General features: G+C 45.3%; 12 protein-coding genes and 1 pseudogene. 3 read left to right on the plus strand and 10 right to left on the minus strand.

The window, feature by feature from the left end; genetic code table 11:
- Window positions 1–85: 85 nt before the first annotated feature.
- On the minus strand, window positions 86–1,057 hold the full coding sequence (locus R50912_RS24240) for an RluA family pseudouridine synthase (protein WP_039304352.1): 972 nt from the start codon (window positions 1,055–1,057) through the stop codon (window positions 86–88).
- Entirely contained in the window at window positions 1,054–1,557 is a 504-nt protein-coding gene (lspA, locus tag R50912_RS24245; protein ID WP_042243176.1) for a signal peptidase II, read from the minus strand. The genes R50912_RS24240 and lspA overlap by 4 nt, the downstream gene beginning before the upstream one ends.
- Window positions 1,558–1,813: 256 nt before the next feature.
- Here lspA and R50912_RS24250 point away from each other — a divergent pair, with 256 nt between their 5' ends.
- Window positions 1,814–2,542 carry a TraR/DksA C4-type zinc finger protein gene (locus R50912_RS24250; protein WP_042238479.1) on the plus strand — a complete coding sequence of 243 codons (729 nt, stop codon included), beginning with the start codon at window positions 1,814–1,816 and terminating at the stop codon, window positions 2,540–2,542.
- 33 nt (window positions 2,543–2,575) lie between these two features.
- Here R50912_RS24250 and R50912_RS24255 read toward each other — a convergent pair whose 3' ends face one another.
- From R50912_RS24255 to R50912_RS24290, 8 genes and pseudogenes are all read right to left on the minus strand, one after another.
- The gene (locus R50912_RS24255) at window positions 2,576–2,878 is read right to left on the minus strand and encodes a DUF5665 domain-containing protein (protein ID WP_156123494.1); all 303 of its coding nucleotides are present in this window, start codon (window positions 2,876–2,878) and stop codon (window positions 2,576–2,578) included.
- A gap of 394 nt (window positions 2,879–3,272) precedes the next feature.
- Entirely contained in the window at window positions 3,273–6,365 is a 3,093-nt protein-coding gene (gene ileS / locus R50912_RS24260) for an isoleucine--tRNA ligase (RefSeq protein ID WP_042238480.1), read from the minus strand.
- Between the two features lie 820 nt (window positions 6,366–7,185).
- Window positions 7,186–7,296, minus strand: a pseudogene (locus R50912_RS36365) (pseudaminic acid synthase); the annotation flags it as partial.
- Between the two features lie 183 nt (window positions 7,297–7,479).
- Window positions 7,480–7,824 (minus strand): glycosyltransferase, encoded by a 345-nt coding sequence (locus R50912_RS24270; RefSeq protein WP_042238484.1) that lies wholly within the window; start codon window positions 7,822–7,824, stop codon window positions 7,480–7,482.
- A gap of 323 nt (window positions 7,825–8,147) precedes the next feature.
- The gene (locus R50912_RS24275) at window positions 8,148–9,161 is read right to left on the minus strand and encodes a sugar phosphate nucleotidyltransferase (RefSeq protein WP_042238486.1); all 1,014 of its coding nucleotides are present in this window, start codon (window positions 9,159–9,161) and stop codon (window positions 8,148–8,150) included.
- Window positions 9,162–9,519: 358 nt separating this feature from the next.
- The gene (locus R50912_RS33515) at window positions 9,520–10,734 is read right to left on the minus strand and encodes a glycosyltransferase family 2 protein (protein WP_052416662.1); all 1,215 of its coding nucleotides are present in this window, start codon (window positions 10,732–10,734) and stop codon (window positions 9,520–9,522) included.
- A 40-nt stretch (window positions 10,735–10,774) separates the two neighbouring features.
- On the minus strand, window positions 10,775–12,325 hold the full coding sequence (locus tag R50912_RS24285; RefSeq protein WP_042238488.1) for a glycosyltransferase: 1,551 nt from the start codon (window positions 12,323–12,325) through the stop codon (window positions 10,775–10,777).
- A 165-nt stretch (window positions 12,326–12,490) separates the two neighbouring features.
- Window positions 12,491–13,150: an acetyltransferase gene (locus R50912_RS24290; protein WP_042238490.1), complete on the minus strand. Its 660-nt coding sequence runs from the start codon at window positions 13,148–13,150 to the stop codon at window positions 12,491–12,493.
- A 182-nt stretch (window positions 13,151–13,332) separates the two neighbouring features.
- Between R50912_RS24290 and R50912_RS24295 the strand changes: the two genes are divergently transcribed.
- Complete coding sequence (locus R50912_RS24295; RefSeq protein ID WP_042238492.1) at window positions 13,333–14,262, plus strand: glycosyltransferase family protein; 930 nt, start codon at window positions 13,333–13,335, stop codon at window positions 14,260–14,262.
- Between the two features lie 54 nt (window positions 14,263–14,316).
- Entirely contained in the window at window positions 14,317–15,012 is a 696-nt protein-coding gene (locus R50912_RS24300) for an acyltransferase (RefSeq protein WP_042238493.1), read from the plus strand.
- Window positions 15,013–15,025 lie beyond the last annotated feature (13 nt).

Below are 15,025 nucleotides of genomic sequence, written 5' to 3' on the forward strand. Positions count from 1 at the left end.
TCCTGGCTTTTGTTGTGAATCCATGATCTAAATATGAAGCAAAGCTGCCTTAGAAGCCATGGACTTATAATCTATTCATTTGTACTTATCTGCTGCGCAGTGTGTACAGCACTTCTTCCATATCTGCCGGAAGCGGCGCGCTGAACTCCTTATACTCTCCTGTGGCAGGATGCACAAATCCCAGTACAGCAGCATGCAGAGCCTGTCCAGTCATCGTCGTACCTTTGCTGCGTCCATAGATTGGATCGCCGACCAGCGGATGGCCGATGAACTTCATATGCACACGGATCTGATGCGTCCGTCCGGTCTCCAGCTGCAGCTCAAGCAGCGTACAGTCGCCGAACCGCTCAAGCACCGTAAAATGCGTCACAGAACGTTTGCTGTTCTTCTCAGTGACCATATACAGCTTACGGTCATGCGGATCACGGCCGATTGGGGCATCTACTGTGCCTTTATCATGAGACAGATTGCCATGCACCACTGCGATGTAGCGGCGGGTTACACTGTGCTCCTTCAGTTGGGCGGCAAGTGAAGCATGACTGGCGTCATTCTTAGCAGCCATAATCAGACCGGAGGTATCCTTGTCGATACGGTGCACAATGCCCGGACGAATCTCGCCGTTAATACCTGACAGGTCCTTGCAATGATACATCAGCGCATTGACCAGGGTGCCTGAGGGATGTCCTACTGCCGGATGCACCACCATACCGCGCGGCTTATTCACCACGATAACATCGCTGTCTTCATATACAACCTCAAGCGGGATATTCTCCGCAATTAAATCCGTAACTTCGGCTTCCGGCACCGTAACAGCCACCTTATCGCCTTCATACAGCTTGTAGTTTGCTTTGACAGGCGCGCCGTTCACCGTCACATGTCCGCCGCTGATCCACAGCTGAACCTGCGAGCGGGAAACCTCTTCTTCCCAAGACTCCGTAATGTACTTATCAATCCGTTCCCGGGCATTCTCCGCGGCAACCATCCATTCGGTGACGTCTCTTTCTTCTTCGAGGGCGCCAGACACCGCCTGCTCATTGACGTCTTTATTCAAAATCATTCATTCCCTTCTTTGACTTCCTGTGATTCCTTAACTTCGGTGACTTCCTGCTCGCCTTTCACATCCAGCAGCGTATCAAGAATGATCAGGGCTACCCCTACCACGATGCAGGAATCGGCTACGTTGAAGATCGGGAAGGTATAGCTGCCGAAATTGAACATCAGGAAATCCACAACTTCACCGTTCAGAATCCGGTCGATGAAGTTTCCGATGGCTCCTCCAAGCACCAGAGACAACGCCGTAGGCAGCAATTTGCGGGTCTTCCGGGCCTTGTTCAGATACCAGACGATACCGGCAACAACTATAACCGTAATTACAATGAAGAACCACTGTTGTCCTTCAAGAATTCCGAAAGCGGCTCCACGATTGCGGTGGGACGTGATAATGAAGAAATCCTTTATAACCGGAATCTGCTCTGCGATCTCCAGCCGGGTAGCAATCAGATATTTGGTACCCTGGTCAATCAAAAATACAATTAGCGCAATCAGAAAGTACACCACAGAAGTTGTCACTCCGTTCTTATTTTTCCCGCGGTCCGCGGTACGAATACTGTATAAAGACTTGTATATTGTAGCACAGGCCTCAAGATACAGTCCATTGCATGGCACTCTAAACCCTCCAAAGTACGGGTACTATTTTCCATCGCTAAAAAAGGGCCCCTGCGGCCAAGCTATACAAGCGGAAACGGCTTTGCCCTCCTTAATAAAGACGGAACCGTTTCAGCGAGGATTAAGCCACCGAAAGGAGCTCACAGCAATGAGCCATCTGACATCAACCCAGCTCTCCGGGCTGCGCGCATTACTGCTACAGCAGCAGGAGGACATCAAGCACAGGCTGCAAAATAATGAGCATTACGGACTGCAGGAAGCTATGCGCGATACTACCGGAGAGCTGTCCGAGATCGACAACCATCCCGGCGATGCCGCCACCGAGCTATATAACCGTTCCATGGATATTTCCCTGCTGGAGCGGGACGAGCATGAGCTGGACGATATCGAAGCGGCGCTGCGGGCGATGGATGAAGGCACCTATGGCATTTGTATAGCCAGTGGCGAACCGATTCCTTATGAACGTCTGGCCGCGATTCCATCCACCCGCTACACCAAAGAGCATGCACCACGCCAGAGCGCTCCGTTTACACGCCCGGTGGAGGAGGAGCTGTTGTCACCACCTTTTGGACGGACCAGCCTGGATGAGCGGGAGGACCAGAACGGCTTCGACGGGGAGGATGCCTGGCAGATTGTAGAGAGCTGGGGCAATTCCGATTCCCCTGCCATGGCCGAAGGCAACAACATCAGCTCCTACAATGATATGGAGATCGAAGCGGACGAAACCGAAGGCTTCGTGGAGCCGTGGGAGAATTTCGTCGCTACCGACATTACGGGAAATCATCTAACCATCATCAAAGGCAACAGCTACCGCCATTACATGGACGACGGGGAAGGTGACTACCTGCTGGACCCGCTCAAAAAAGAAAGGGAGTAGCCCCGTGCTGCTCTTTTTTAATTTGGACCCGGGTCAGAAGGTCTTCAGCTCCAGCTGATGCTGCACGATCCGCACAATGTCCGCAATATAGTCCCCGATAATCGGCAGATTCAATGCCCCAAGCACCTGAAGCACATAAATAATCGTCGCCGCAAAAAAAGTAAACCCGAGCGCAATCCCCAGCCCCCGGGCTACTCCGGAAAAAATATTCAGCCATATCAGCCGGAACGGCGAATGCAGCAGCTCCGTATATTCTGCAATCCGCGATTTCTCCATCTGCTGGGCCAGCTGGGTGGTCATCCGGTACAGCGCGTTCAGCTTTTCCTCCTGCGGCAGATCCGCCGGATCACCGGCTGCTGCGAGCGCGGCTGCAGGCTTTTGAGAAGAAAATGGTGTCTGTATACGCTCCCCGGAATGCAGGAATTGGCGCTTCTCCTCCGGTACTTTACCGGTATCCATGCTGCTGTCTACTCCCGAGGCCTGAATTGAAATTCTGCCCGGCCCTTCCGGCCTCTCCGGCTTCCCGCCCTCCGTATCTCCATCTTTCCATCCGCCCATGCCTCGGACACCTCCCTCGAATCTCTATGACCCGCAAAGCAAACGAGCCCGGTTAAAGAGACTTCTCTCTTTAAGCACGGGGCTCGTCATTTTGCATTCTAACCCATAGAATCTTTTCTTTGCAGCTAGTATATGCCATATAGGGACAAGTGATGCAGGGTGCAGGTTTTACTTAAGCGCCGATATGAATTCCGATGCTCTTGCCGCCGGCATCCACAGTTTCATAGGTATAGTCTCCGTCAAAATCAACCGTAGTCACCAGTACATTCTCGCGCAGTATATGCTCGAATGCGGTAACCGCAGCCTTCAGCTCGTCATCCACATGCAGCGTAAGAGCAATCCGTTTGTCGATCGGCAGATCCAGACGTTTACGGTAATCCTGCACGGCACGGACCACCTCGCGTACCCAGCCTTCCTGCACCAGCTCCGGTGTGATTTCGGTGTTCAGCGCCACCGTCAGTCCATAACCGGAAGCCGAGGCAAAACCCGGTTTGGCCTGCTTCTCGACCAGCAGCTCCTCGGATGTGATCTGCAGCTCTTCCCCGTCCGGCGATACAATGGCGAGTCCGCCGTCCTGTACGGTTTTGCGGGTAGCGTCACTGTCCATGGCTTTGAGGAAGCCCTGCAGGAAGCCAACGTTCTTGCCGTATTTCTTGCCTGCGACCTTCAGATTCAGCTTCAGGGTGAAGTCTACAAAGCCGCTGTCGCTGTGCTCGATCACAATATGCTTCACATTGATTTCGTCTTTGATCAGCTCTTCATAATCTGCCACATTGAAGTTATCGTCAATCGAGGCGATCAGCTCAGACAAAGGCTGGCGGGTCTTGATGCCGCTCTCGTTTCGCACGTTGCGTGCCAGCTCCACGATCCCTCTGGCGCTCTCCATATCCTTTTCCAGTGCAAGATCGATCAGGCTTTCATCCGCTTCCGGATAATCTGCGAGATGCACACTTTCTCCTCCGCCCAGGTTCGTAAAGATATCCTCGGACAGCATCGGTGTGAAAGGTGCCATCAGCGTAGCTGTGGTCAGCAGTACATGCGTAAGTGTGCGGTATGCATCCAGCTTCTCTTCGCCCAGCCCGCTGCCCCAGAACCGGTCACGGGAACGGCGGATGTACCAGTTGCTCAGCTCATCCACGAAATTCTCAATTGCTTTGGACGTATTCACGAAATCGTTAACGGCAAGACCTTTATCCACCAGCAGGATCAGGCTGTTCAATCGGGACAGAATCCAGCGGTCGAGCTTATGCCGAGGCAGCTTGAACGGGTGATCCGCAGGATCGTAGCCGTCGATACCAGCATACAACGTCAGGAAGGCATGCGTGTTAACCAGCGTATCCACAACCTTGGACTTCGTCTCTCCCACCAGACCGCGCGAGAACCGTTTGTTGTTCCATGGCGCACTGTCGGACAGAATGGCCCAGCGGAACGCGTCGGTGCCGTATTCGTTCATGATCTCCCAAGGGTCGATGACATTGCCTTTGGATTTGGACATCTTCTGGCCGTTCTCATCGAAAATATGACCGTGGGCGATTACCGCTTTGTAAGGCGCTTTGCCCGTGAACAGCGTCGATACGGCAAGCAGGCTGTAGAACCAGCCGCGTGTCTGGTCAATCCCTTCACAGATCATATCTGCCGGATACTGGTCTGCGAATCTGTCCTCATTCTCAAACGGATAGTGACTCTGGGCGAACGGCATCGAGCCGCTGTCGAACCATACGTCGATGACTTCCGGTGTGCGCACCATTACGCCGCCTTCACTGAAGGGACTCCGCAGCTTGATGTTGTCCACATACGGCTTATGCAGCTCGATATCCTCTGCTACTTCGCCGATCGCCATCGATCTTAGTTCAGCGATACTATGCGGTGCGAATTCCTTGCCGGTGTCCTGGCAGACCCAGACATTCAGCGGCGTGCCCCAGTAGCGGTTACGGCTGATATTCCAGTCCACCAGCTCCTCCAGGAACTTGCCGAAGCGGCCTTCACGCACATGGTCCGGATACCAGTTCACACTGTTATTGTTGGCGATCAGCTGATCCTTGATCGCTGTCGTCTGGATGAACCAGCTGTCTGTTGCATAATAGAGCAGCGGAGTATCGCAGCGCCAGCAGAACGGATAGCTGTGCTCGTATTTTTCTTTACTGTAGAGCAGTCCACGTTCGGACAATACCTTCACGATATCGAGGTCGACGTCTTTGACGAACCGTCCGGCAAAATCGCTCACTACACCGGTATATTTACCGGAGGTATCCACCACGTTGACGAAGCTGATGCCATTCTCGCGGCAGCTCTTGTAGTCATCTTCACCATGTGCCGGAGCCATATGCACGATCCCGGTACCGCTGGAATCTGTAACAAACGATGCGCCTACGATCACATTATGCTTCTCTGCCTTAATATAATCGAACGGCGGAGTGTAGCTCTGGCCGATAAAGTCCGCACCTGTATGGGTGGACAGGATCGTATACTCGCCTTTGAGCACCTCATCCACGAGATTCTTGGCCAGTACATATACGCCGTCTTCCTGCTGGGCACGCACATATTCCATATTCGGGTTCATTGCCAGCGCCATATGCGCCGGTAGTGTCCAAGGCGTGGTCGTCCAGGCCAGCACATAATCGCCGCTGCCGTCCAGCTTGAACTTAGCTGTAGCACTCAGATCCTTGACTGTCTTGTAGCCCTGCGCCACTTCATGGGAGCTCAGTGTCGTCTGACAGCTCGGGCAGTACGGGCTGACGCGGTGTCCGCGGTACATTAAGCCTTTGTCATGTACTGTAGCGAGGATATTCCACACACTCTCGATGTAGGTGTTATCCAGCGTAACGTAAGGGTTATCCAGGTCCGTCCAGTAGCCGATCGCTTCGGTGAACTCACGCCACTGCTTCTCATAGCCGAATACACTTTCCTTACATTCCTTGATGAACTTCTCCACGCCGTATTCTTCAATATCCTGTTTGCCGGAGATTCCAAGCTTCTTCTGCACACCGAGTTCAACCGGCAGGCCGTGGGTATCCCAGCCCGCTTTGCGGATCACACGGAAGCCTTTCATCGTCTGGTAACGTCCAACGAAGTCCTTGATGACCCGGCCCAGCACATGCCCGATATGCGGCACGCCGTTCGCCGTCGGAGGTCCTTCATAGAACACATAGTTCGGGCTTCCCTCGCGGTTCTCCATGGATCTGCGGAACGTATTCTCGTCGCTCCATTTCTTCAATATCCGGACATCTCTGGCCCGTGCTTTTTCTTTGACATCTACTTTATGCATGATGGTCAATCCTTCCGTTTAGTCTTTAAACCTTATTCGGATTTCATCCGAGCCTTCTTTAAAAGCTTTCAAACCTATCAAAACCTTTCAAAGCTTTTCGATCCCTCCCAAACCCTCCCTTCGCCAAGGGAGGGCCCCAAGGGCTCCGCCCTCTGGACACCCGGAAAGTTTGTCGATCTCCAGGGGAAAGGGGTTTGGTAAGTTAATTTTGTTGTAATGCCCGCTTACGCCGCAAGCGGCACGCTCTACCTCAAGCTACCGGCCCGGGGTCTGTCGGTGTAGTTGAGGCCCCGCAGGCGTACCCGTCAGGGCAGCCTAAGAAGGGCCGCGCCCTCCGCCGCAGTAATCCTTCCCCTTCCGCCATCGTCACTCCCCATTCGGAGCACTTGTTGCAGGTGTCTAGAGGGCGGCCAGCCCTCGGGGTCCCCCTTGGAAAGGGGGATTTAGTGGGATGTAAACACAAATGAGCGCCATCCCGCCCCCACAGGGGCGAGACAGCGCTCGCGATACCACCCTAATTCTGCACCTCACGCACATCCTTAAGGGGAGTGTATTCAGTACAATCTCAGTTCCGCATGCAGAAATGCCACACGGGTCCGGGATAACGTCCGGCAGACGGCATAGCTTACACACGTATGCATATACGCTTCAGCTTAGCTTCTAGGGGAGGATCTTCCGGCAAGGCGTGAACGATCGGCTCGCAGCAAACACCGACTCTCTGGAGAACGTTACCTTATCGTACTTGTCCCGTCATCGAAGTTCTGTTCAATGGGATATATGCTATAGTTATAGACTTTTTCGAACAAATTGTCAAGATTCACTATAATAACTGCTCCCAGCTTTTCAAATCTTTTTTCATTGGTTTTCCCAAAAGCAGGTCATAGTATTTCGGAGCTAAGCCATATCCCGGACGTATGACTTTAATATTGTCCTTCGCGGCGTAATTGCTGCTAACCTTATGCTTGATGAGCTGTACAAGATATATGATATCCAACAATAAGTAACTGACTTCATATGGACTCAGGTTGTTTAGTACAAAACCCGGAGCAGCTGACTCTTGCGAAATAGTTAGAGCTATAAACGGCATTCAGAACATCCTGATCCGGCATGGTCGTCATTGGGAAATTGCGCAAGAAATTAAGCATTTCTTCATACAGGTTTGATTATTGCGGATATTGTTCAGCTGAAACAGAATGACCCCTGAGTTAAAATACAGCTCCCCATTCAGCCCCAGTGAGACGAAGTACTCAAGCAACTTTTCGCCCTGGTCCAGCACTGCGCCCAAATAACGTTCTCGCAGGTCGATGCTCCACAATTCGTTAATATCCATATTGACCAAAATGTCGCAGTCCATATAGATAACCCTGTCAGCCTGAATAAATATCGGAAGCAACAATCGGTACATACTAGCCATTGTCCAATAGTCGATTTTATGCACGCCAGCTGAAATTTCCTGCATATCCCCAGGAATTGTAACATGATAAAAAAGATGTTGTGATGAAATACATCAACCAACTGAGTGAGCTTTAACTTGTTCTCTTCACTTAGGGAATCATCATGCACAATGTGCACATTGATCGATTGCTGGGTATTGTAAAAGACTGATGCAAGAACAACACCCGCATGTTCCGTATAACTCCTTCCTTTATTCTTAATCGTCAAAACCAGCTCAATTATTTCTCAAGGACCACCTACCCTTAAAAGGTATGTTTACCCTGGTGACTGGAGTGGACTATTTCCTAGTACGTATTCTATTTATTTTGAATCGTTCTGCAAGTCAGCTTAGATTCTTGTGACCGTCGCATGATCGCCTAGGATATGACGGGCTGGCTGCTCCTGAATTTCTTGTTCAGCCAGATGAACATATGATCCAAAAACACTTCCCTCCGCATGAATATGGGACAATTTAACCTGATCGGTCAAAATGCTATTGGTCAGAATGCTATCTTCAACCACGCAATTCGGACCAATATACACATAAGGCCCAATTACACTGTTCGTTACGCTTGCGGTCGGATCAACCCTAACTGGAGGAATCCATAGAACAGACCTGTGAATGCAGGATGGATCCGCAAAGTTCTGTGTATCTCGATCCATCTTGTAGCGGTTCGCTTCAAGCCAGCGTTCGTGGGTCCCGATATCAAAAAACGCTGCGGTCGTTATGCTGTACGCAACATGCCCGCCCTCTGAAATTAACATTTGGATGGCATCCGTCATCTCGTATTCTCCTCGCGGGGAAGGCACTAGCCTGTCTATTACCGCCCAGATAGCTGCAGTAAGAGCATACACGCCGACAATAGCCAAATTGGATTTGGGATAGCGGGGCTTCTCTTCCAGATTGACAATTTGCCCATCATTAATGACGGCAACTCCAAATTGACCAGGTTCCTTAACCTGCTGAAGCAGTATCGACGCCGCAGCCTTATCTGCGTCCAGTGATCGGATTAATGGCTTTATATCACCCTCATACAAATTATCGCCAAGCATCAATAAAAAAATGGAATCCTCCACAAAAGGCCGCGCGCTTTTGACCGCATCCGCCAGTCCCTTAGCTTCTTTTTGCAGCAGAAAGGTTAAAGAGGCGTTCCACCGCTCCCCATCCCCAATCATTTCCCGGATCTCTCCTTGAGAAGGGTTCACTACGACTCCAATATCGGAAATTCCGGCCGCAACAAGTTTTTTTATAATTGAGACAAGAATATACTCCCCGTTAACAGGCAGCATGCACTTTGGTTTGGTATAAGTCGAAGGCTGCAGTCTCGTCCCCCGGCCGGCGCACAAGATTAGTCCTTTCATAAACGTCCCCCTACTCATTAAATTAGCAAACTGCGAGACTTGGTGCAAATGATATATATATATATTTTATGCACAAACTATGAAAGAGCTTGGGTACATATTAAGCAGCAATAACCTATTAAACTTTGATCCGGAAGGCATATGCCTTATGCAAATCAGGGGAACAATCGGGCTGCAAGCAGAAAAAAGCCCCAACATCCATATGTACATGGATATTGAGGGCATACCAAGGGGCTTCTTCGTACTTTGCTTTCTTTCGGATCCAATACCATCCCTGTTGAAATAATCATCGGCTTTCCTTTTGATGTGACCTTTCTTAATAAAGGGATATCATTATTTTCGAAGGGTTTCTAAAAATTCAATGTTTTTCTACGGTATAATAAACATCTTTAATATGGTCATAATTTGCTGCAATTTGCCGTAAAGTATCATTAGCTTTTAAATCAGCGGCAATTACGGTATCAAAATGCTGACTAATTCGAATCAATTCACTTTTATTTTCGTAAAATATAAAATGAACTGCTTGATGTGGATATATTTTTGTAAGATATTCTTTAAAATGAAAAGGTACAGCCAATTTTAGAAGTATATTATCTTTATACATTCTTTTGGTTTCTTTTATCATCGTTTCAAGATCGCTATTTTTTTCCGGATCAGAGCAGAAAAGCAAAATAGCCCTATTGTAATCATACATACAACTGCTATTAGTTAGCGCTAGATCAATTTCTTCCCTTATTCTTGCAAGTTCAATGTTATTTTTTATTTCAGTGTAATGATGTTTAACAATTGTTGGTGTATGTTTTTCCCGTAGAAGTCTCCCTGCATTTTTCCTTTTCTCGTTTTTTTCTTCAGTAATATAACTTTTGGATTTATAATGATAAATATAGCAATCATCGGCAACCTTTAGTTTAAACCCTGCATTGACTGCCCGAATACAATAATCATCCTCTCCCCCATAGCAAGGAAAGTTTATTTCATCCTGATCACCTATTTTTTCAATGACGGAACGGTTAATCATATAACAAAACCCATTCACTTGATTAACAACCGGAAATATTTTTTTTGATTGTTGTTCTATAAAATATGCCATTTGTTCAATGGTTAGCTCTTTACCGCCTAATTTCTCTAATTCGTTTACCGTGCCTCCATTTCCATTAACATCCTTAGGTACTGACTGATAGCTGGCCGAATTGGATAAAGGTCCAACAATCCCTGTACTGCTTTCAGATTCCATACAATCCATCAGTTTTTCTAACCAATGAATAGATACAATTGTGTCACTATTTAATAACACACAATATTTTGATGTAGACAATTTCAGTCCTTGATTTGATGCAATTGTGTAATCAGTCTTTGAGTGATTAGTTTTTAATTTACAATCATATTTATTTGCGAAAGAAGCTAAATAGTCTTTTGTTTCTTTTTCACTCCCACTATCCACAATAATTAAATTGAATGGAATGGTTTTTTTGGCTATCAAGGATTCTAAGCACAATTTGACATACTCCAACGCGTTATATACGCAGACTATTACATCTATAGTATGAGATCTGTTTAAATTACCACTTTCCAATAATCTCACCTCTACCTCTATTTTTTCTCCCTTTTAAAGACTAAAAGTTCATTCTATATAAGCGATTTCGCATTTTAATAATATCTGGACGTCTTTTTGAAAGACTTAATGAATCAACAATAAAAGTTGAATTAGCAGTTGGAATTAGTTCATGCTTAAACCCCTGTGAATAAGTGCGTTTAAATATTTCTTGTGTTGCCCCACCATATTCATCAACACGCTCACAGAACATGCCAGCTTTTATTAGATCATTTCGGTAAACACAGGAGAAGTTCTCAACAAATCCTTTTATTGTTCCTTTTGTACCAAATAACCATTTTTTAGGCATTAGATTTTTGACAAATTCACTAATAGCATTGGAATGCATACTTATACGCTGATCGCAAAATACTAAAATATCACCACTTGCCTCTATGATCCCTACATTACGAGCTCTAGCTAGCCCATAATCATTTTCCTTTCGGGATGTGTTTCGATATACAACTGGAAAAGAGACTGAACGTGCAAATTCCTCTATTACTGACTGATTTTCACTATTCGGATTGTCATCACAGATAATTAACTCTTTATTAACATAATCTTGGGCAGCAATAGATTGTAAACAATTAAGTATTGTATGATTATATTCATAAATTGTTACAATTACAGAGACTGGGGTTCCAGGAAAAAGGGAACGGTAAAGCTTTTGATAATTGTATGCTCTGCGTTCGTCTGCTTGTTTTGAGCCAATTTGCCAAGCTCTCTCGCGCATAATTAAGAGCTCTTGCTCGTTGCTCAGAAGATTCTCAATAGCATTTGTCAATGAAGCGACATCATTTAATGGAGACTCTAATAATCGCATACAATTCTTTTTGTTAAGTTCTGGCACATGTCCGACTAAACGGGAAAGAATGGGCACCCCAGAGATCATGGCCTCTAATATGGAAACAGGTCCAATCTCACTTTCATCCGAATTACAAACGAATAAGGTAGATTGATAATACAATTGTTGAAGTTCTTCCTTACTCATCTCTTGTCGGTAAGTAACACTTCCAGTTTCTAACACTTTAGTTAAATAGCTTTCATCCGATTTTCGACCAACCAATAAAAGGTTTAGCCCAAGGTTACGGCATGCAACTGCTACTTCAAAAACTCCCTTTTCTTGCTTTATTTCATCGGTAACCATAATCAAATTTTTATTCTTCGTCCACTTGTCATTAAAAGTCCAGAAATTAGTATCCACTGTTAAAGAAATAAACACGCTGCCACGTATTCTTCTTTGCATCGTTTTATTTGAATAGACTACTTTATCAAACATGCTATATTGACTGTTATTTAGATCATCAGGAATATGGTTGGTTAATATTTTTTTCTTTTCTGAAAGCCAGGAATACCTGTTTAATAGCAAAAGCGCAGTATGAGGATGTTGAAAATCAATAATGTCTGCATCCTTACCGTATTTTTCGAATCGCATAAGTTGAGAAGTACTTGGGGTTGTAGGATGTACATCGAAAACTTGGTAATCATAGCGATCCATATAGGGCAATAAACCATTAGCTAGATAATCTATATCTGAACCGATCTGGTCAATTACGCTAACTATTTTCAACAAAATTATATCCCCTCCTTTCCTCCCACTATAAAATAATAAATACTCTTGTTTACTCACTCGTTCTTAGATTTTCCACTCACATCCTCAATTAACTTATGTCTCAAATTTAATCATTGTCACTTCATTTGAAAAAAAAGGCTACTGATTGTATCCCCCCCGGCCACATCAGCGGGTATATCTTAAAAATTTTGCTGGGTTACCAACAACTACATTGTTTTTCGGAACATCACGCAAAACGGCACTATTCATCCCAACAAGTGAAAAATCACCTATGGATACATTTTGTTTTATTGAGCTATTTGTTCCTATATAGCATGATTTACCAATTGCAACAACCCCGGAAATACAAACTCCACCTGCAATACAGGAGTAATCGCCGATAACATCATCGTGACTTATCACTGTATTTGGAAGGATGATTACATGATCACCAATTTTAACATTTGATGTGATCGTGACATTCTGGAAAATAACCGTCCCCCGACCAATATCAGACATGTTTGATATATGGGCAGTAGGATGAATAATAGTTTCGAATTTTTCGATACCGACTTTCGTCTTTGCTATAATAGATTCTTTTTCCCAAAAATTCCGGGGACTTCCTATACCGTTCACAAAAAAATGCGATGAAGGAAGATCTATGGCAGTGGGAAGCGGGCCAAGAATGGGTAACCCCGCAATCCTTTGTCCCCAATGATCTGGGTTATCATCAAGAAATCCGACACATTCATATTTTAATTGAATAGCATTAATGTCATTTATTGTATCCAAAATATCAATACAGTTTCCACCTGTACCTAAGATAACAATGGGTCTGATTGTCATTATTACACCCTCCTTGAAATTCGATTAGTTATATTAATGTATGAGGCATTAAAAATGTGTTTTATCGGAAATTCCATTCATGTCTATGGAATGTTAAACATCCAATGCATACTATAATTTTGAAACTTGTAGATGGATTTTTCATGAGTGGATTGTATTGACTAATTTGAAAGGAGTAGCTTATGGAAAAACTCAAGATATTATATATTAGCCGTGATTTTTCCAAAAAGACGGAAAAACATCCATATTATCTCTCTCAGGCATTGTCTAAGGTAAGCGATTTAGTGCTATGGAGTGAGCCAGGGGATATTCAAAATATCCTGAATCATATCAGGTTTAGGCCGGATTTTATATTGATCAATGATCCGGTCGACAATCGTTCTCCCGTCATCACCGGACTCTCCTCTCTTAATATCCCATTCGGTGTTTTCATGTATGATCTTCATCGACTCGTGCAAGAACGTATCCTTTTTATTGAGCAGAATCAGGTTCCATATATTTTTACACTTTGTCGAGATTACTTTATAAATAGGTATCCCAAATATCTCCAAAGAATGAGGTGGCTGCCTCACTTTGCCAATGAAGAGGTCTTTAAAGATTATGGGTTACCTAAAGACATCGATTGTTTAATGATGGGGGTAGCAAGGCGGTATTATCCGTTAAGAAAAGTCATGTATGATGCTTTAATAGATAAGCCTTTTTTTGTTTATCATCCACACCCTGGTTACGAAAACCAGGATGAAACCAGAAAAAATATTATTATAGGAGAAAAATATGCTAAGGAAATTAATCGAGCAAAATTATTTTTAACATGTGATTCAACTTTCCATTATCCATTAGCAAAGTATTTTGAAGTTCCGGCTTGCAACACTCTTTTGCTTGCGCCCCCCTTACAAGAGCTAGAGGATATAGGATTTATACCGGATGTACACTTTGCCTCTATTAATGAAAAGAATTTCATGGAGAAGATTGAGTTCTATTTAACCCATGATCAAGAACGGGCAAAGATGGCAAATGAGGGTTATAGAATGGTTCATACAAAACATTCAGCGACGGTACGCGCCTTAGAGTTAGTAAATATGATTAAGGGTATCTTAGGTACTCACAATTGATATAAGAAAGTGGAGTTACATTTTTTTAATTTGATACCAAAAAGAGGGATACAAATGATTGATAGATTTAGAGAGAATGCAAATATAGGTGAAATGGTCGTAATTCAGGAGGATGTCGTATTAGGGAAAAACGTTTCTATCGGGCATCATACGGCTATTTTGGGAAATACCCGAATTGGGGATAACGTAACGATAGGATCTCACTGTATTATCGGGGTTTATCCCGGTGGAAATGCAAATATGCGAAAAACGGAGACTACTTTACCTCCACTTGAGATCAAATCTAATGTCAAAATAGGAAATCATGTTTCGATTTACACGGGAACTATAATCTCTGAAGAAGCATTCATCGGGGATCAAGCAAGTATCCGTGAAAAAGTACGGATTGGAGCGAATACTGTCATAGGTCGAGGTGCCATGGTTGAATTAAATACATCCATTGGTTCGCATTGCACCATCCAAACCTTAGCTTATGTTACGGCAGATACTACGATTGAAGATCACGTCTTCATTGGTCCCTGCGTTTCCATGTCCAATGATAAATATATGGGAGCAAAAGAATATACATTGAGAGGTCCTTATATTAAGGAAGGAGCAAAAATAGGCAATAATGCATCATTGTTACCTGCCATCATTATAGGTAAGAATACTGTGGTTGGTGCAGGGGCCGTTGTGACAAAAAATGTGCCGGATTTTGAGACAGTTGTAGGAAACCCGGCAAGAAAAGTACCGGATGAAACTACCTTGTAAAGGAATGAAAACA

The sequence above is a fragment of the Paenibacillus sp. FSL R5-0912 genome (assembly GCF_000758605.1).
Lineage (GTDB): Bacteria > Bacillota > Bacilli > Paenibacillales > Paenibacillaceae > Paenibacillus_AQ.